Consider the following 19,185-nt stretch of genomic DNA (forward strand, 5'->3'; position numbering starts at 1 on the left):
AAGGAGCAATCATGCTGGATGTAAAACGTTGGTTTCCATTTTCCTTCCTAGGTCACCCCATCAACACGCATTCACGAGTTATGATTGAGCCTTATGCCGAGCAGCGAAAGGTTGGAGCCGTGATTTTGGGGCTCGCCAGTGATTTGAGCCTGAGTGATTACGATATATACACTGGGGCCAAAGAAGGCCCGGACAGTATCAGGCAGATGCTGGTCAGAACGCCGTATTCAGGGGCGTTGCCTATCTATGACGCAGGTGTGATTGACGCTCAGAGCTACTTTGGAGTCAAAGAAGATGAGTTTGATACCATGCGTGCAGCCCAATATGCCAAGCTGTGTGCCATGCTCAAACTTGGCCACTTGCCTGTGATGCTCGGTGGAGGACACGAAGTTGCTATCGGTAGCTATCAGGCGCTATCTGATACTGTGAATCAAACAGGTAATGACAGCTCTGGTGAAGAGAGCCAAATGTTGCCGTTTTTAGAAGGTAACCGGATCGGTATCATCAATATCGATGCCAACTTCCAACTTCGGCGATCGCTGGCAGTGAAGGCCGGCTCAGCATTTCATTCCGTTGCGGCTTATTGCCATACCAACAACCGTACTTTCCATTATTTGGGATTGGGGATGTGCGACCATATCAACACCAAGGCGACCATGGCCTATGCCAATGAACTTGGAGCGCAATGGTTGCTTGATAGCGAAATGAAAATGAAAAACCGCAAACGGATCCAGTCGGTTGTTGCCAAGTATCTTGATCAAGTCGATCATATCCACCTGAGTATCGACTTATCGGTATTTTCCTCAGTTATCGCGGGCGGTGTGAGTCTATCTCGGGTCTTTGGTGTCAACTTGGCTGTGGTTGAAATGGTGCTTAGCCAAGCAATGGCCAGCAATAAGGTCAGGGTGGTCGATATTGCTGGCCTTAATCCGGAATATGATTATCAGAATCAGACGGCGCGCTTGGCGGTCTCATTGCTTCATCATGTGCTCAAGTCTCGCTAGGAATTGCAATGAACATATAAGGCCTCCATCTTGGAGGCCATTTCGTTTAGGGTGGAAAAAGATGCCACTATCACTTTAAGATGTTATAACATAACACTGGTTATTCACTACAACTTGCGACACAAGGTTTTTAATGTTTTACCGCAACAGGGCAAACAACCGGCTATATGCCGCAATCAAGCGAGCAGCCACCGGCTTCTTCTTTCTCTTCTTCCCGCTGTTTGCGACGGCGCATCCCCATTCCTGGATTGAAATGAAAACGTATGTCGATGGCAAAGACGGCATGATCACGGGGCTCCGGATGGTATGGTCTTTTGACCCAATGACATCGGCGTACATGCTAGATGGCGAAGATACCTCTTCGGACATGGAGGCCCAGACCTTCACCAAGGTGACGGCATCTGTGCTTGATAACATGATGTACGAGCATTACTTCACGTATTTTTATGACGGCGAAGAGCCTATCAAGTACCAGCTGGCTCGTTACGGCAAGCTTACCCGAGACCGTGCGCGGTTGGTACTCACTTTCGAGTTACCCCTGTCAAAACCCCAGCCGGTGACCGCTGACTCGCTTAAGCTATTGGTTTTTGAACCAAGTTATTATGTTGATATGTCCTGGCTATCAAAACAGGATGTAATTTTGTCGGGTGATCTTGCTGACTATTGCGAGTTTGAGATGATCGCACCCAATCCAACGCCGGAACAAATGAGTTACGCCATGTCACTGCCAGCAGATGCTGATCCTGATAATGCACTTGGCCAACTGTTCACCCAATCTGTGCGATTCCGCTGCCAAGAAACAGATCATCAAGTTATGAGCGCAAAGAATGAGGGGACTCAGTCATGACGCAGCACAAACAATGCTCCTCGGATGATCGCGTGAAACCCTTTGTCAAAAAAGAATGGCTAATGCTGTCGCTGCTAATGGTCGCAATGTTGATTGGCGGGTATCAGCTATGGTTGGCATGGCCAAGTATGGTGCTAAAGAGTATCGAATGGCAGCGAACAGTGAATAACCAGCTGGCCGATTTGCTCTATGATGCCAAAGAAAGTCCATTGGTATCTGGTGGCTATTTGGCTGGTTTCAGTTTTCTCTACGGGGTGTTGCATGCCCTTGGCCCAGGCCATGGCAAGGTGATAGTAACGACTTACCTAGCGACCCAACCGACTAAAGTGAAAACCGGCCTGATGCTGACACTCGTGTCGGCGGTTTGCCAGGCTTTGGTGGCTGTTGCTTTGGTGAGTGTACTGCTGTGGGGCTTCAATGCCTCAATGCGTGAGGTTAGTTCGCAGGCGGTGACGTTTATGACCATTAGCAGTGCCCTTGTCAGTGTGCTGGGGGCAATGATCTGCTGGCGTGCATTCAAGGGTTTTCGACGCAGCGCTGCCAAATCGAATCAGGCGAGTTGTGGTCACGCCCATCATCACCATGAGCATCATCATGGGACTGAGTGTGGCTGTGGTCATCGCCATATCGCCTCGCCGGAAGATGTAGACAATGCCAAGAGCTTGCGTGAGTACGTTGGGGTGATCATGAGTATCGGTTTACGGCCATGTACTGGGGCAATTATGGTGTTGCTGTTCGCCAATATGGTCGGCTTGTATTGGATGGGAATTGTCAGCGCCCTTGTAATGTCGTTGGGGACGGCCTTGACGACTTCTGCACTGGCTCTGTTGACGCTGTCTGGCAAGCGTATTGTTTATCGTTATCTCCAAAAAGGAAGCTCACAACAAAGAAGCGCTGGGTCTCGCTCTATTTTGCGATGGGCTGGATATAGTTTGCAATTGCTGGGGGGAGTGATTTTGGTGCTGCTGGGGATCTTGCTCGCAAGTGGTCAGAGTACGGGGTTATCGCCAGTATTACTTGGTTGATAAGGCCGAGCCGATGTCGTTTTAGGCCGTGGCATCATGCGCACAAACGATACAAGATACGCTGGTGTTAATCAGGGCTAATCATATTGCTTAAGACTATTTAGGCGTCAGGCTCAAAGATGAAAGAACACAGTCGGGCGAGTGAGTTAATAATATAGTAAGCGCTGTTTGATGTTAGCTGTCAATGTGGAGGCCAAGTGAATAAAACACGATGGGGTAAACAAGCTTTAATGCTAGCGGCTTCGTGCTGGGTAGCTACCAGTGCTGTCGCCAGCGAACCAGCGTTTGATTGCACAAAAGCAGAAGGGGCGGTCGAAACACTGATATGCAAAGATACGTATCTGGCTTCACAGGATCAAAAAATGCAGCAAGTGTTTGATAAGGCCATGGCCCAGTTACCTGCAGACGATGTGAAAATACAGAAGGCCATGCAGCGCGGCTGGATAAAGGGACGTAATGAATGCTGGAAAGCCGACGATATGCGTGAGTGCACTGACTTTGCGTATAAAAGCCGGATTGTTGAGCTGCAAATAATCAACGGACAGTTGGAGGTACCAAAGAGTATTTCATTAGACTGCGGCGATAACAGCCAGCCATTTACCGCTGTATTTTACAATCAGACAGATCCGGCAAGTTTGGTGTTAACGCGGGGCAATGACCAAGTGATTGCTTTGGCTGAGTCGATGGCAAGTGGTATTAAATATTACGGACAAAACATGGAATATGGTGAACACCAAGGAGAGATCACCATAAAGTGGTTTGATAGCACATTTGAATGCCAACTGAATCCGTAAACCGGCAAGGAATAAAGAGAAACGTTGAGGGGACAGAGTTATGCGCTTAGCGCGGCAAGTTTTTATCAAGGTGGTGATTGCCAGCCTTTTGTTTGGATTTATTCAATTTGTCCAAGCGTCATCTATGATCGTGACGCTGCCTGACGGTCGGGAAGTGATGTTGCTCGATGATCATACCTGGCAATTTGTGGAAGATGCCAAACAGGCTGATATACAGTCGAACCGTGCTGCTAAATCCGTAACAACAGAGACAACCACAGGCAAAGCGGTAACAGCGGGTACTGCTGCGGCGGTGGGGGCATCAGCGGTGGCTTCAACCTCTAGCGCTGTGTCCTCGCCAGCTAGTGGTGATCTTGTTGCGCCTAATACCGGTCGGGTCGTCGGCGAGTACCAACGCAGTGGGGTAGTGATTGTCGCGCAACCTGCGAGTTACCAGGATGGCCGACTAACCATTCCGGTCTCGTTACGTAACGAAGGCACAGATTCCGTGATCTTGATTGAAGTTGCGACCATACTGCGCAATAACAAGGGTGAGGTAATCAAGCGTGACAACCATGTTGTCTGGACCTCGATCAAACGAATGCCTGAAACTTACTTCCGGCCGGGTACCGAGAAAGAAGGCAAGATACTGACATTTTCGGTGCCCAAGCTCGAACACTACTTTTTAGACGCGAATATCACAACGGTCGAGCGTTGGTAGTGGCTGGGGTAGTCGTCACTCTGGCTTTTCATATACGCCGCCAGCAACTTGACATCGTCGGGCCTTAGCCGGTAACTCAAGTTTGGAAAGGCTTGATAAAGAGTGGTAATTTTGACCACAAAATGATTTGAAAAGAAAAGGCTGGATCTTTGAAGAAAAGATCCAGCCTTTTTCTATTACTAATATGAACCTATAGTGATGAGGTTTTGAACCCTGCGCCTTTCCACGCAAAGATGCCGCCTGGGTAGCGGTAGACATTGGTGTAACCCAGCTTCACCGCCCAGGCAGCAGCATTATGGCTGCGGCCACACTTAACAAAGCCGCAGTAGAAAACCAAGGTTTTAGCTTTGTCTTCGCCTAGTAACTGAGTAAATTCCTCTACGGTTTGCTGATCGGTTAATGCAGGATCCCATTTTGGCATATCGGGAATAGGGAACTCGAATTGTTTGGCGCTAGGGATATGCTCTTTTTTGTAGCTGTCTTTGAAGGGCATGGCATCGACGATCATGACATTGGTATTTTGTTCAATGAGTGTTTTCAGTCCATTGGTATCAATAAGCTGGTAGCCACCGGCAAGCGTATCGTTATGGAGTTTGATAGCAACCTGCTCGGTTTCTACTTCTGCTTTGAACTTACCGCCAAACAGTGCAGCGTTAGCACTAAAGGGTAGGACTAACAATGCACTGGCGAGAATAAACAGGTTGAGCCAAAAGCTGCGCCCAGCTCGCCGGAAAGAAAGAGCGTGCAGAGAAGCCTTGTTCTTGATCATGATTGTATCCTTATCAAAGACTACTTTCACTACGTCACACGTTTAGCAGATCAAACTGCTGGTGTAACAGAGCGGTGTGTCGTTAAGTTGTTGAAGTAATAGAGTGCTGCAGAAACGAGAAGTACAAGCAGCATAATGAGAAATTGTGGCTCAAGGGTACTGTAAACATCTGCCTGCACCGTACCCGCGAGGTAGCAGCCGCAATCAAAGTGCAAGCCTTGGTACAGAGCGAGTCCAGACAAGGCAATATGTAAGCCAAAGCCAGCAACGACAGGGAGTAATGAGGTAATCCCTAAGTAGGCGGTGAGCGCACTGATGCCAAGGGCGAGAGGGATGGCAAACGCGATAGGTTCGACGTACATTGCTGACACGATACCGGTGTCGGCTAGCAGCAACCCAGTATGTTCAGGTAAGAAAAACCCTTTTACCGTCAGCGCTGCAGCGCACATCAACACAAAGGAGGTGACAAAGTGATGGAAATAGCCTGTCGTTTTCATAATGAGATCTCTTCCTGTCGTATAGCCCAGCACCGGTATGGCTTTGCAGGCCAAGTTGGAGCGGGGTAAAAATATCTGGCCTGAATCCATCAAGCCAGACTGCAATTGGCCCTAGCCCTTAACGCATTCTGCTTTGCTCCAGGTGTAACATGGCTTCCAGCACACTGCCGGCAATCGCCCGTGCCTTATCCGATACCGTGGTGTAATCCGCTTCTGGACCACGGGGGTCAATATCGCCAATTTTGAAGCCTTCGCGAACGGTCAGGCCGTTGTTCAACAGTCCGCGAACCATGCCGCCCAGTGGGGCGATAACCGGGCTGTCGCCGATATGGGCGATGACATCACCTTCTTCTACCAGATCGCCAAGCTTGACATGGTTATGCATGACACCGGCGCATGGCGAGCGAAGTACTCGCTGGTGGGTATAACCGGCAATATTGCCGGGAACACCGGTATTCGGTTGAGTTGAACCTTGATAAATTACCCGGCCCAAATGGTGGCCACGGTTGGTTTCAATCACCGCATCACAGTCTTTGCCAGCAGTAAAACCTGGGCCAAGGGCGATGGTGATTGGGGCCATGTCTTTTTGGGTGCCGACATTGTGTTTGGCGAGGATGGCATCGACCAAGAAGGTCGGCTTCAAGGTGCCAGCTGAGCTGCAGTCTTCATCAATCACGACTGGAATCTGGTTGCGGTCGATGATGTCAAACACCTCGTCTTTGTTGTTGGCTTTACAGGCCGTGATCCCTTCCACTTGTACCGGTTCGCCATAGAGACATTGGCCAAATGATACGGTGCAGCGGATCATGGTTGGCTTGGCGATATCGGTCATCACCACTTTGTAGCCAGCATTGAACAACCTGACAGCAACACCGGTCGAGATATCGCCGGCTCCACGTAGAAGTACCAATTTATTGCGATTGAGGCGGGTATCGTCTTTCATCTGGCCGCCAGCGGATTCATGCTTCACTTTGAGGATCTCTGCCATGATACTGATGGCGATCTCTTCAGGGGTTTCGGCACCGATATTGAAACCGATAGGGGAGTGAATGTTTTTGATCCGGGCTTCATCAACACCACTTTGGCGCAAGTGGGTAAACAGCGTCTGCACTTTGCGGCGACTGGCCATCAGGCCGGTATAGCGGGTTTCGCAATCTACCACCTTGGAGATGGCATCCTGGTCTTGGTGGTTAGTGGCGATGACGATATAGCTGTCTTTGTTGATATCCAGCTGCTCGATGGCCTCTTCCATGGTATCGCCCAATAGACGTTTGGTTCCGATAGGAAAGTGCTCTTCGGCGAGGCTGTCGGCATAGGCGTCGGCAACGGTAATGTCGAAACCCAGTACGTGGGCAGCTTGGGCGACGGCGCGGTTGACGTGCCCGCCTCCGATCAGGATCAAACTAGGGCGTAGGCCGTAAACATCGACAAATACGGTCATAGCGCCACCGCAGTCCATTCCCATCGCATCAGGGCCATTGCGGGTCATGCGTCCTTTAACAACCCGGGGCTTTCTCTCACGCAGAGCGTCCAAGGCTTGTTCAATCACATAGCGTTCAATCATTCCACCGCCAACGGTGCCGATGATCGTGCCGTCGACCTTGACGATCATTTGGCCAGAGTGGCGCGGGGCCGAGCCGCGAGTTTCTATAATATTGGCAAGAGCGAACGGAACGTTGTCTTGTTCTAATTGGGCTGCCTTGGCAAAGATGTTCATTTTCAATGACCTCTGTACTGACGAAGTCAGGTAGCAATCGCTACTTGTTCCTTCAAAATTACTTTTTTGATTGGTGTTTCCGCCTGCATTTCCGCTAGCCACACAGCATCGAGTTGAGGGCTGTTAACCAACACCTCTTGTGCAATCTGGCTTATCACTTGGGTATTATTTGCCTTATCTATTTTGTTTATCAGCCAGATTTTTTTTGCTGTTTTTGGGGTCGATTTAAAGAGACCCAGCGGATGAGAAATCAGCGGTTGCAACACTTGGGCGTCAATCACATCACCGGGTTGGCATTGAGTAAGGGCTGAAAAAGCCTGCCATCGATGTATGTGTTCAGGGATCGCCTTACGGTTAATTGCTTCTGCGCCGGTGACACCAATCACCATATCCGAGTAACTTGGAATGCAAGGCTCATGCCCGTGTGGGGCTTTTATGGGTAATGAGCGCGAGCCATCGCCTTCAATAATAAAAACTGTGAAGGGGAAATCATTTTTAAGTTTTTTAATCTCTTTTTCAGATAGGCCTAATACCTTTAATTGGTCTGTTTTTAATAAGTCGGTAAATAAAGATTTGTAGCAAAAAGTGATGGCTGGATCAGAAAAATTAAAATCATCTTGTGCTAAAGACTTATTAGGTGCTTTTATTTTTTTTCCATTTTCTTTTTCATTACAGTACATCGCATCTAGCGGAAGTATATAATCCGTTTGATGGGCATCGGGTAAATACATCTTCGTTGTGGTTGTTAGGCAGACAGCATGCCCCCATTGTTTGAAAATTCTGGCCAGCCAGAAAGCGGTAGATGTCTTTCCTCCGCCACCGACGAGGGTAATAAATAATGGGCTTGTTTGCGCGGCCAAATGACGTTGATATAACTCCGATAAGATAAATTGGTCTGGAGTTTGCTCTATTAATCGTGCGTGAGTGTTATATACCATACGACCGCCATGAATTTCAGTTAAGGAGTAGGTTAAGTGATTGATAAATCGATACGTCCCGAACGTTTAGACTGCGTTATGCCTGCAGCAGGCTTATCATCTAGGATGGGGGACTGGAAGCTCATGCTACCTTACCAACAGTACACAATCCTTGATGCAAGTATCGAAAATGCGCTCTCGTTTTGTCGCCGTGTTATTTTGGTTGTGGGATATCGTGGCGCGGAACTTATTGAAAAGTATAGATTTGACCCGCGAGTAAAAGTTGTGGTTAACGGTGATTATCAAGAAGGCATGTTCGGTTCTATTCAGCAGGGAGTAAAGCATGTTGAAAGTGAGTATTTCTTTATTACTCATGGTGATATGCCTTGTGTCCCGCCGCATATATTTCGCGATGTGTGGTTCAATAGAGGGGGATGTACGGTATTCCCTGGCACCTCGGTACGCCCCGGCCACCCTGTATTGATCCCTAGTCGTTTAAAGAACATGGTTGTCAATGCCGATATTCACTCGTCGATGAAGAGGATTATATTTCGCTATCCTGTTAAATATTTAGGTCTTAACTGCGACGAAATATATTTAGATGTCGATACGCCACAAGCGTACGATGAATTGTGTGCGGCGTCACATTAGCGCTATCAACTTGATAGTTGAGAGAGGCGTTATTATCAATCTGATATAGTCAGTGTGTTTATCTCACAGTTTATTTTTATTTTTACTAAGACGTTTATTTTCTTATGGCAGTTAAAATCTATCATTATAGTTGATATCAAACTGATAGCTTTTTATTAATATGATAGAAAATGATTTCTAATCAATAATCATCCTCATTTGTGGGAAATTAATCCTTGATGCTTTATTAATTTAATTGAATTTATTTATAGGTTACCCGTCACAAAATGTAGCTAACTTTCGACTTTGCTCACGAATTTAATTAATAAAATCGCCAGTTTGGGGCGTGAAGAAAAGTTTGGCTCAGTAGTTGCTCCATAGCCAATAACGTATTTACACATTTTTAGCCCTACACATTGCGCAAATAAATGTGCCAAGAAGAACAAGAATAGCATCAAGGAGATCCATCATGGGAGACATCATGCGCCCCGTCCCGTTCGGTGAGCTACTTAACCGGATGTTTAGTGAATACAAGCAAAGTAAGTCTATCTTTGGTATTCCAGAAAAGCAGTTCTATCGTAAAGCGATTGACTCGTCTTTGTCGGTATGGGGAGAGAATTGTGAAACCCCTGTCGGCCCAGCGGCTGGACCCCATACCCAACTTGCCCAGAATATCATTACATCATGGTTGGCCGGTGGCCGCTTCATGGAACTAAAGACCGTTCAGAAGCTCGATCAGCTTGAGATTGCCAAGCCATGTATTGACGCAGAAGATGAGTGTTTCAACACCGAGTGGTCAACCGAATTTACGCTGATCAAAGCTTATGATGAGTATCTAAAGGCGTGGATTGCCCTGCATTTATTGGAAGAAGTGTTTGCTCCAAGAGCTGATGGTGAGGCTAAGTCATTTATTTTCAACATGAGTGTTGGCTATGACTTGTCTGGAATCCAGACCCCCCCAATGCAGAAATATATCCACGATATGCTCGACTCTAGCGATCACCCCAATTTTGGTGGTTATATCAGCGAGCTTAAAGTCTTCATCCAACAGCCTGAATTCATTCGTGAGTATCAACTAGAAGAAAAACAAGATCGCTTGAATGCGATGGTCGATGCTATTCCTGCCCAGTTAACCCGTGGCGTTACCCTTTCAACCATGCACGGTTGTCCTCCTCATGAAATTGAAGCGATTTGTCGTTATATGATTGAAGAGAAGGGGATCAATACGTTCGTTAAGCTTAACCCAACGTTATTGGGCTTTGAGCGTGTCCGTGGCATTCTCGACAACGCTGGCTTTGATTATGTTGCACTGAGCGAAGAGTCTTTCAGCCACGATCTACAAATCGACGCGGCTAAAGAGATGCTGCACCGTTTGGTTGACCTAGGTAAAGAGAAAGGCATCGGCTTTGGTGTCAAGCTCACCAATACCCTAGGCACTCTAAATAAAAAAGGTCGCCTGCCTGATAAAGAAATGTACATGTCTGGCCGTGCCTTGTTCCCGCTGTCTATCAATGTGGCGCTAGAATTGTCCCGCGAGTTCAACGGTACTTTGCCAATTTCTTACTCCGGTGGTGCAAGCAAATTCAATATCCGCGAGATCTTCGAAGCGGGGATCCGTCCTATCACTATGGCCACTGATTTGCTTAAGCCTGGTGGTTACCTTCGTCTGTCAGATTGTGCCAAAGAGTTGGAAGGCAGCGACGAGTGGGGCATGGGCAAGGTGGACTTGGTCAAGCTAGAGGCATTAGCAGCAAAATCATTAGATGCTGATTATGTCCAGAAGCAGTGGCGTGGCCCTGAAGAAATCAGTGTTAAGAAAGCGGTACCGCTGACTGACTGCTATGTCGCACCTTGTGTAACCGCATGTCCTATCAGCCAGGATATTCCTGAATATATCCGTTTGATGGGCGAGCATAAGTACACCGAAGCGCTCGAAGTCATCTACGCCCGTAATGCATTACCTTCTATTACCGGCCATATCTGTGATCACCAGTGCCAGTACAACTGTACCCGCCGAGATTATGAAGGTGCGCTGAATATCCGTGAGATGAAGAAAATCGCATTGTCCAAAGGCTGGGATGAGTACAAGGCGAAATGGCATGAGCCAAGCCTAGATACTGCCAAACACCCTGTTGCGGTGATCGGTGCCGGTCCTGCAGGACTTTCTGCCGCTTACTTCATGGCACGTGCGGGTCATCCTGTCACCGTGTTTGAGAAAGAGAAAAATGCCGGTGGGGTGGTGAAGAATATTATCCCTCAGTTCCGTATTCCTGCTGAAGCGATTGAACACGATATCCAGTTCGTGAAAGATCACGGGGTCAATATTGAATACGGTTGTAACCCAGATCTGACGGTGGATGTACTTAAGCAAAGTGGCTTCAAATATGTCTGCTTGGGTATAGGTGCTGATAAGGGCAACCCAATTGCACTGGCTGGTGGTAACACCAATATTTACAAGTCGCTGGAATTCCTACGCAGCTTCAATGATGGCGAACTGCAGCAGTTAGGTAAACATGTGGCCGTTGTTGGTGCCGGTAACACCGCAATGGACAGTGCCCGTGCTGCATTGAAAGTACCGGGTGTTGAGAAGGTGACGATTCTTTATCGCCGTACTATCGCTGAAATGCCTGCCTACAAAGAAGAATATGAAGAAGCCGTGGAAGATGGCGTGCAGTTCATGTTCTTGACCAACCCAGAGCAGTTTGAGGCCAATGGTAAGTTGACTGCACGTGTGATGGAACTTGGTGAGCCCGATGAGAAGGGACGTCGCCGTCCAGTGGCGACAGACATGACGGTTGAGCTTCAGGTTGATGCCTTGATCACTGCGGTTGGTGAGCAGTCTAACTGCGAAGTGCTTTCTCGCATGGGGATCCCTATGGGTGAAGATGGCTGGCCAGTGGTAGACAGAGAGAGCTGTGAAACAGAGGTTGAAAATGTGTTCTTGATGGGGGATGCCCATACAGGCCCATCATCAATTGTGTCGGCAATCTCAGGCGGCCGTAAAGCGGCAACAGCTATCTTAGCCCGTGAAGTACAGGCCGATGAACAACTTGAAGCTAAATCTGATGTTCAGGTTGAAGCGGTATACGCTCGTAAAGGTGATATCCAGGTTAAGTTGATTGCAGCAAACCAGCTGGAAGAAGCGGACCGTGAGGAATTCATCGATCAAGAAGCAAAACGCTGTTTGGAGTGTTCGTACATTTGTAGCAAGTGTGTCGATGTCTGTCCGAACCGCGCCAATATTTCGCTGCCAATTCCAGGCTTCCGTGACCAGTTCCAGACATTACACCTAGATGCATACTGTAATGAATGTGGTAACTGTGCTCAGTTCTGCCCATGGGATAGCAAGCCTTACAAAGACAAGTTCACGCTATTCAACTTGCGTGAAGATTTCACCAACAGCACCAATGCCGGATTCTTCGTTGATGGTGAGGAAGTGTTGGTTCGCAGTCACAGTGAGATTTATTCCTTCCGTATTAATGAGCAGGGCAATGTGGACATGCCAGAATCGCTAGCTGATGAAGCAACGATTATCAATTATGTCATGGCCAACCACAGCTACCTGCTAGGCAAAGTAGACGTATAGTGAGGAGCCAGGGAATGTTAGTACTCAGAAACGCAACAGCGGTGCAGTTTGAGCCTGCACTGATCAAAGAAGGCGTCGATATTGTTATTGATGGCGACAAAATTAAGGAAGTTGGGGCCAATTTGGCCGCCAACTACCCTGGTGCCGTAGTCAAGGATATGAACGGCAAACTGGTTATGCCAGGCATTGTCTGCTCCCACAATCATTTCTACTCGGGATTGGCGCGCGGGATCATGGCTGATATCAAGCCAAGCCCTGATTTCATTTCGATACTGAAGAACCTGTGGTGGCGAATGGATCGGGCATTGGATGAAGAAGCTGTGTATTACAGCGGCTTGATTTGTTCATTGGAAGCGATCAAGTGCGGTTGTTCGTCAGTCATCGATCACCATGCGTCACCAAACTACATCGCGGGCTCTCTGAACACCTTGCGAAAAGGGTTCATTAAGGCGGGCTTGCGTGGCATGACCTGCTTCGAGACCACCGACCGTAACCACGGCATGAAAGAAATGGTGGCAGGTGTTGAAGAAAACATTGCGTTTGCCCAGTTGATTGACCGTGCCAAGGAAAAAGGTGAAGAACCATACTTGGTCGAAGCCCATATCGGTGCACATGCGCCGTTTACCGTAACTAATGACGGCTTGTCTATGATGGCCGAAGCGGTGCAGGCAACGGGTCGTGGGATCCATGTTCATGTGGCAGAAGATCGCTACGACGTGACCCATAGCCACCACCACTACGGGCAAGACATTGTTGAGCGTTTAGATAGTTTCGGCTTGATCAACGAGAAGACGTTGCTGGCGCATGGTTTGTTCTTATCCGAGAAGGACATTGCCATTTTGAACGGTAAAAACGGCTTCTTGGTCCATAACTCCCGTTCAAATATGAACAATAACGTGGGGTATAACGACAAACTGACACGTTTCCAGAATGTCGCGTTGGGTACTGATGGTATTGGTGCTGACATGTTTGAAGAATTGAAGTTTGCCTTCTTCAAGCATCGTGATGCGGGTGGTCCGTTATGGCCTGATAGTTTCCTACGTCATTTATGGAACGGTAATGAAATTCTGGCTCGTAACTTCGGCGCGAAATTCGGTCGCCTCGATGCTGGAAATAAAGCGGACTTAACCATCCTTGATTACACCAGCCCGACACCTCTGGTTGCAGACAACCTAGCAGGACATATTGCCTTTGGTTTCAATGCCGGCAATGTGAACAGCGTAGTGGTTGAAGGACGTTTCGTTTATGAAGATCGTGCTTTCCCGTTCGATGTCGCGCCGATATACGCAGAGGCCCGCAAGGTCGCAATGCGTCTATGGCAAACAATGGATAAATTGGACTAATGTGAGATCCCGTTATGGATACGGTCAATACGCGCTTTAAGTGGGAGGAAGCCACAGGAGCTGCGAAATATATTGCCGACCGCCATTACGAGGGACTATTAGAAGGGCGGTTTTACCGCTCTTCTTGCCCTCGCGGGCGGATCAAATCGGTAACACTTCCATCCTTGCCTGACGGCTACCATATTTTTGGCGCAGATGATGTTCCTGGACAGAATGTGCTGCCAATTGTTGAAATCGACTGGCCGGCTTTTGCTGATCAAGAGGTGCGGTTTATCGGTCAGGTGATTTTCTTGGTTGTCGGTCCCGACCCCGATGTCGTCGATTCACTGCTCAATGATATTGACGTCGACTATGAACCACTGGAGCCTGCCTACACAATTGAGCAATCCAAGGCGCTAAAAGACGGTGCCATCCATGCGACAGACAATGTATTGGATACCCATGCGCTGACCAAGGGTGACATCCAAGCAGGCTTCGCCAATGCGGTCACTATCATTGAAGAGACCTGCTCGACGGGTTATCAGGAGCATATCTATCTCGAAACCCAAGGAGCAGTTTGTTATCCGCAGGATGGCAAAGTGGTTTTGGAGGGGTCGATGCAGTGCCCTTGGTATGTCCACCATACTATGGCGGTGGTACTGGGCCATGACAATGTCAGGGCGATTCAGTGTCCAACCGGTGGTGGATTTGGCGGTAAGGAAGACTTTCCGGATGTGCTGGCAGCACCATTAGCCGTCGCAGTCGAAAAGCTACAGCAACCTATCAGGCTTATCTTTGAGCGAGGGGAGGACATTGCGACCACTTCAAAACGTCACCCTGTCACTTTTAATTATAAAACCGGTGTTGATGCCGATGGCAACATTGTTGCTATGGATATCAAGTTCGATGTTAATGCCGGAGCATATCTGAGTTTGTCGGGCATTGTGCTGCAACGCTCCATCACGACCGCAACCAATGTGTATGACATTCCCAACGTCCGGGTTGAAGGCCATGCCTGGGCCACCAATACGGTTCCAACAGGTGCATTCCGAGGCTTTGGTTCGCCACAAAATTGCTTCTGTATGGAAACCCATATTCATCACGTCGCCAAACAGCTTGGTGCTGATCCGCTAGCCTTCAAGCAACGGCATATGCTGACCTCGCAATCTCATTCTCTGACTGGTGCTGAAATATTTGGCGAGTTGGTGCTTGATGAGATGCTGCAAAAAGTGCTCGATATGTCGGATTATCAGCGCAAATCCGCCGAATTTAGCCAGATAGAAGAAACACACCCTGAGCGCCGTAAAGGCAAAAGCAAAGGCATCGGCTTAGCAATATTCCAGCACGGTTGTGGTTTTGCTGGCGATTTGGAAGACACCTTAGTCAGGGCGAAGGTCAAACTGCTTAAAGAGCCTGACGGTACGGTGCAGATCCTCGCCTCTAATACCGATATTGGCCAAGGTTTGAGCCTGACTTTCCGTAAGATCGTCGCAGATACCCTCAATAAACCGCTGGACCAAGTTCAGGTGGCAGTGCCTGATACCGGTATTGTGCCAGATTCTGGTCCGACAGTGGCATCACGCTCGATCTTGATTGTCGGTTACATCCTCGAAAAAGCAGCGAAAAAGCTGAAAAAATCGTGGATAGACGGAGAAGCACAAGAGATAGTCGAAGTGTACTGTAAACCAGACTATCACCAGTGGGATCAAGATACCTATCAAGGCAATGCCTACCAAGCAACCAGCTACGGGGCCAATGTGGTCGAGGTTGAGGTCGATATGGCAACCGGTGAGGCGGATATTACTGGTGCCTGGGCTGTGTATGATATCGGCAAGGCCATCGACGGTACGATATTCAGAGGGCAGATTGAAGGCGGTTTGGTGCAGGCGTTGGGTTATGGCAGTTGTGAAAAGCTAGAGCTGAACCAAGATGGCGTTTTTGCCCAACGTTCAATGGCAGACTATGTGATCCCGACAGCGCTCGATGTACCTGCTATTGGCAGTGATCTTGTCGATAACCCCTACCCATATGGGCCAAATGGTGCAAAAGGGGGCGGCGAATTGACCCATAATGGCGGCGCGGCAGCATTTGCTGCAGCGGTTGAGAATGCCATTGGTATGCCACTTTCGTCGATACCGGTCACGCCTGAAAAAGTGTGCGAGGTGCTTGCTAGTGGTAATACACCTCAGCTAAAGGTGACTCAGCTTAAAGCTAATCAAATCAAAGCAACGGGTTTTGGCAAAGGAGAGCCTATCAATGAAGATTGAATTCTACCTCAATAGCCATCTTGTCGTTGTCGACGTCGAACCGATGCAGTCGCTGCTTCATACTCTGCGCGGCACAATGGCTCATACTGCGACCAAAGAAGGTTGCGGGGAAGGGGAGTGCGGCGCATGCTCTGTGCTGTTTAATGGACGGTTGGTCAATGCTTGCATGATGCCTATCGGCCAAGTTCAGGGCGGCGATGTCATGACCCTTGAAGGCTTACGGCAGACTGAAAAGGGTCAGTGCGTGATCAATGCGCTGCTTGAGGCTAAAGGAGTGCAGTGTGGGTTCTGTACTCCGGGAATGGTATTGGCGCTCTATGCTTTGCTTGAGGTTGATCCTAACCCCACCGAACACACCATTCGCACCGCTATTTCTGGCAACCTCTGCCGCTGTACGGGCTACGGTATGATCGTTGAAGCGGCCAGGATCGCAGCCGAGAAAGGAGAAGGCTTATGGTAAATATCTACCGGCCAGAATCTTTGGCACAAGCGCTGGATACCTTATCGATGGGTGAACTGATGCTGTTCTCCGGCGGTACTGATCTGATGGTGCAACATGGTGTGAGGGCGGGGATGTCGCCAAAATTCGAGCAAGATGTCCTGTTTGTCGATGCTATCGAAGAGCTGCAATACATTACGGTTTCTGATCATGAAGGGGCCACTAATGACCAAGCCAGTGATGCAGAGCAAGCCCTGTATATTGGTGCTGGGGTTGTGTTGTCGGATATTGAACAGCATGCTTTAGTGCCATCGGTATTGCGGCAGAGTGTCGCTAAGATAGCTGCGCCAGCGTTGCGAAATCGCGCAACATTGGCTGGTAATATCTGTAATGCCTCACCTGCAGCTGACTCTTTGCCAGCCTTGTACTTGCTTGATGCACGAGTCGTGTTGTCATCAATGCGCGGACAAAGGGAAATGCGATTGGAAGACTTCATTTTGGCCCCACGGGTAACTGCCTTGAAGCCGGATGAAATGCTCACCCATATCGTGATCCCGCAGCTGGATTTACCTGAAGTGTTCTATCACAAGGTCGGTACTCGGGCGGCCAATGCGCTCAGTAAGTTATCGGTCGCTGGTTTGGCGCGGATAAAACGTTTTCCGAAGAAAGCACCAGTACTTGAAGATTGGCGAGTGGCCTTTGGCGCTGTAGGGCCAACGGTGGTTCGCAGCCGTGAGTTGGAATCACTGGTTATTGGACAGTCACTGGATACGCTCGCTAAACCGGGTTTTATTGCTCAGGTGACTGACTGTTATCGTGAAATCATTCACCCAATTGACGATCAGCGCTCAACGTCAGCTTACCGTCAGCAAGCTTCGATTAATCTACTCACTCGTTGGCTTGAGCATCTGTCTCATTGCAACGGTTAACAAATCCCTTCTTGTATATATTTTTAGTTTACCTTTTTGGTTGGGGCCGCTAGGCCCCCTTTTTTGACTGTGTAATGACAAAAAAAGATTGGCGATTATAGAGTGAAGTAAGACTTCACTTCCCTTTCCGCGTCTTCTGGGGTAAGCCAAGTGTCAGGGCGGACACCGTTAAAAATCAAATCGTCAACAATCTTAAATAATGGCTTAACATTCTCGATATCGGTCAGAGAGTTTCTGGATTTTATGAAACTCTCAAATTGCGGCATGTACGTTCTTTGGGGGAGTGCAAATTTTTTTTCTGAAACTAGTTTTTTCAAATGATTTAAGTCTTCACAAAACTTTCGTTCATTAGCTACTAGGTTTCTCGGAGGGCTGCTGAGTATTAGGAGCAAAGCGTCAATACATAATGGTATAAGTCTTAAATATTCATCCTTTAAAAGTAGGCGGCCATGCTTGGCTAAATTTAACAGCCTCTCCATAGGGACTTCCATTTCCCAATAGACACACTCCCTATCACTTGGGTTGCTGGCATGAAAGTTAAGCGTGCCATCCATGTATATATACCTTAGTGTACCGAGCATCTCTGGTTGTACGGGCAGGGGCAGGTCATGGTTTTCTGCTCGCTCTTTCAGCCAAGTTAACTGGGCGATCATCCGGCCTTCTGGGGTATTATCGGTAGAGTCATAACCTGCAAATTTGTTGAGGAGTATGTTGCAGTTATCTATAACATCGAGGAGTTGTTCATTAGTGTTTGGCATTAATCAATGCCTTCTGTAAGTTTATCAATGACTGGTAATAAATGTGCTTTCACAGCGTCATCAGTGATTTGCACTTTTTGTGGGTATGATGAAATAATATATGATCCTCTGCTTTTATTCATTATGTTGAATCCCATTTTACCTGAGTATCCAGCATTCATACTGCGACTGATAAGAATAACTTCACTATTTAAAGTTGCTTTGCATGCATGTTGATTTTTGGGAAGGCCACCCTCTGATGGTTTTTTCCAATACCCATTTGTTATGATATTTTTAATCCACCTCAAAGATTCAAATGGAAGTTCAATTTGGTTATGGATATCTTCCTTAATCCCTTTGCTTGTATATGAGATGATTAAGTAACTGTCTTGTGAGTATATATCGTTTGTTGTATTTCCACTTTCATCTATGATAATTGTTGAGTGGTATGTTGCCTTGTTTTTTTTTGTCTGACTTTTTATTAAATTAAACTTCATCATATGTACACTATTTGAACCTCATAGTTTGATTGTCTTTATTTTATCTTGAGACATTAAGTTTTCTATTGTATCAGGCATATGTTGTATTTCTAAAATTTCAATCGCTCCAGGTTTACCTTTAATATTGTTGAACTCGGTCAGGCCATCACCTCTAAAGACCTCCCACGCCCCTATCTCAGAGAGAATCTCTTGCCTTGTTGTAAATGAGCTCGTATCTAGGTTGGATTTAAAATATTTGTTAGCAAAGCTTTCGGATTCATTGCTATCAAAACTCTTGCTCCAGTGCTTACCAGAAGCCGCTAAATCATTATGAAATGCATCCCAATGACCCCTAAACTTCTCAGAATACTCTTCAGTCATCACCTTATCGATTAACTCTGGTGACAACTCACCTTCGAATTCACTCTTTAACTTGGTACGCATATTCTCAAAGGTGGGTACAAAAATATCTGAGCCATCAATGTCGAGGTTTTCACCGCGGTCGATGATGTACATCACATACTTA

18 protein-coding genes are annotated in these 19,185 nt (G+C 47.7%); 11 read left to right on the forward strand and 7 right to left on the reverse strand.

All coding sequences use genetic code 11. From position 1 onward, the window contains the following. The first annotated feature begins 11 nt into the window (after positions 1-11). The 5 genes from C9I99_RS25455 (at position 12) to C9I99_RS25475 (ending at position 4,370) form a co-directional block, all read left to right on the forward strand. Positions 12-1,004 carry an arginase family protein gene (locus C9I99_RS25455; protein WP_107351636.1) on the forward strand — a complete coding sequence of 331 codons (993 nt, stop codon included), beginning with the start codon at positions 12-14 and terminating at the stop codon, positions 1,002-1,004. Positions 1,005-1,137: 133 nt separating this feature from the next. Continuing rightward, positions 1,138-1,851 carry a DUF1007 family protein gene (locus tag C9I99_RS25460; RefSeq protein ID WP_107351637.1) on the forward strand — a complete coding sequence of 238 codons (714 nt, stop codon included), beginning with the start codon at positions 1,138-1,140 and terminating at the stop codon, positions 1,849-1,851. Positions 1,852-1,913: 62 nt separating this feature from the next. Then, positions 1,914-2,876: a nickel/cobalt transporter gene (locus C9I99_RS25465; RefSeq protein WP_107351655.1), complete on the forward strand. Its 963-nt coding sequence runs from the start codon at positions 1,914-1,916 to the stop codon at positions 2,874-2,876. A 197-nt stretch (positions 2,877-3,073) separates the two neighbouring features. Continuing rightward, a complete protein-coding gene (locus C9I99_RS25470) occupies positions 3,074-3,670 on the forward strand; it encodes an MliC family protein (RefSeq protein ID WP_133638225.1) in 597 nt (198 codons plus the stop codon). 40 nt (positions 3,671-3,710) lie between these two features. Then, the gene (locus tag C9I99_RS25475; protein WP_107351639.1) at positions 3,711-4,370 is read left to right on the forward strand and encodes a DUF3157 family protein; all 660 of its coding nucleotides are present in this window, start codon (positions 3,711-3,713) and stop codon (positions 4,368-4,370) included. A gap of 190 nt (positions 4,371-4,560) precedes the next feature. On the opposite strand, the gene C9I99_RS25480 is transcribed toward C9I99_RS25475, so the two are convergent. The 4 genes from C9I99_RS25480 to yqeC all read right to left on the reverse strand — a co-directional run bounded on the left by C9I99_RS25480 (position 4,561) and on the right by yqeC (position 8,291). Continuing rightward, a complete protein-coding gene (locus tag C9I99_RS25480; RefSeq protein WP_107351640.1) occupies positions 4,561-5,139 on the reverse strand; it encodes a rhodanese-like domain-containing protein in 579 nt (192 codons plus the stop codon). 50 nt (positions 5,140-5,189) lie between these two features. Further along, the gene (locus C9I99_RS25485) at positions 5,190-5,636 is read right to left on the reverse strand and encodes a MauE/DoxX family redox-associated membrane protein (RefSeq protein ID WP_107351641.1); all 447 of its coding nucleotides are present in this window, start codon (positions 5,634-5,636) and stop codon (positions 5,190-5,192) included. A gap of 118 nt (positions 5,637-5,754) precedes the next feature. Then, on the reverse strand, positions 5,755-7,353 hold the full coding sequence (yqeB, locus tag C9I99_RS25490; RefSeq protein ID WP_107351642.1) for a selenium-dependent molybdenum cofactor biosynthesis protein YqeB: 1,599 nt from the start codon (positions 7,351-7,353) through the stop codon (positions 5,755-5,757). Positions 7,354-7,379: 26 nt separating this feature from the next. Further along, positions 7,380-8,291: a selenium cofactor biosynthesis protein YqeC gene (gene yqeC / locus C9I99_RS25495; RefSeq protein WP_107351643.1), complete on the reverse strand. Its 912-nt coding sequence runs from the start codon at positions 8,289-8,291 to the stop codon at positions 7,380-7,382. A gap of 36 nt (positions 8,292-8,327) precedes the next feature. On the opposite strand from yqeC, the gene C9I99_RS25500 reads away from it, so the two are divergent. The 6 genes from C9I99_RS25500 to C9I99_RS25525 all read left to right on the forward strand — a co-directional run bounded on the left by C9I99_RS25500 (position 8,328) and on the right by C9I99_RS25525 (position 17,443). Beyond that, entirely contained in the window at positions 8,328-8,921 is a 594-nt protein-coding gene (locus C9I99_RS25500; protein WP_243734458.1) for an NTP transferase domain-containing protein, read from the forward strand. 448 nt (positions 8,922-9,369) lie between these two features. Then, the gene (gene ygfK, locus C9I99_RS25505) at positions 9,370-12,486 is read left to right on the forward strand and encodes a putative selenate reductase subunit YgfK (RefSeq protein ID WP_107351644.1); all 3,117 of its coding nucleotides are present in this window, start codon (positions 9,370-9,372) and stop codon (positions 12,484-12,486) included. A gap of 14 nt (positions 12,487-12,500) precedes the next feature. After that, positions 12,501-13,829: a putative aminohydrolase SsnA gene (gene ssnA, locus C9I99_RS25510; RefSeq protein ID WP_107351645.1), complete on the forward strand. Its 1,329-nt coding sequence runs from the start codon at positions 12,501-12,503 to the stop codon at positions 13,827-13,829. A gap of 14 nt (positions 13,830-13,843) precedes the next feature. Then, a complete protein-coding gene (locus C9I99_RS25515) occupies positions 13,844-16,075 on the forward strand; it encodes a xanthine dehydrogenase family protein molybdopterin-binding subunit (protein WP_107351646.1) in 2,232 nt (743 codons plus the stop codon). Beyond that, positions 16,065-16,535: a (2Fe-2S)-binding protein gene (locus C9I99_RS25520; protein WP_107351647.1), complete on the forward strand. Its 471-nt coding sequence runs from the start codon at positions 16,065-16,067 to the stop codon at positions 16,533-16,535. Before C9I99_RS25515 ends, C9I99_RS25520 begins: the two co-directional genes overlap by 11 nt. Continuing rightward, positions 16,529-17,443, forward strand: a complete 915-nt coding sequence (locus C9I99_RS25525) for an FAD binding domain-containing protein (RefSeq protein WP_107351648.1) — start codon at positions 16,529-16,531, stop codon at positions 17,441-17,443. The genes C9I99_RS25520 and C9I99_RS25525 overlap by 7 nt, the downstream gene beginning before the upstream one ends. A gap of 95 nt (positions 17,444-17,538) precedes the next feature. Here C9I99_RS25525 and C9I99_RS25530 read toward each other — a convergent pair whose 3' ends face one another. The 3 genes from C9I99_RS25530 to C9I99_RS25540 all read right to left on the reverse strand — a co-directional run. Next, positions 17,539-18,201 carry a hypothetical protein gene (locus C9I99_RS25530; protein WP_107351649.1) on the reverse strand — a complete coding sequence of 221 codons (663 nt, stop codon included), beginning with the start codon at positions 18,199-18,201 and terminating at the stop codon, positions 17,539-17,541. After that, positions 18,201-18,680 carry a hypothetical protein gene (locus C9I99_RS25535; RefSeq protein ID WP_107351650.1) on the reverse strand — a complete coding sequence of 160 codons (480 nt, stop codon included), beginning with the start codon at positions 18,678-18,680 and terminating at the stop codon, positions 18,201-18,203. Before C9I99_RS25535 ends, C9I99_RS25530 begins: the two co-directional genes overlap by 1 nt. Before the next feature lie 18 nt (positions 18,681-18,698). Then, positions 18,699-19,185, reverse strand: a 487-nt coding sequence (locus C9I99_RS25540) for a hypothetical protein (protein WP_211321962.1), incomplete at its 5' end; no start/stop codon positions are given.

This window comes from Photobacterium lutimaris, assembly GCF_003025555.1.
In the GTDB taxonomy this organism is placed as follows: domain Bacteria; phylum Pseudomonadota; class Gammaproteobacteria; order Enterobacterales; family Vibrionaceae; genus Photobacterium; species Photobacterium lutimaris.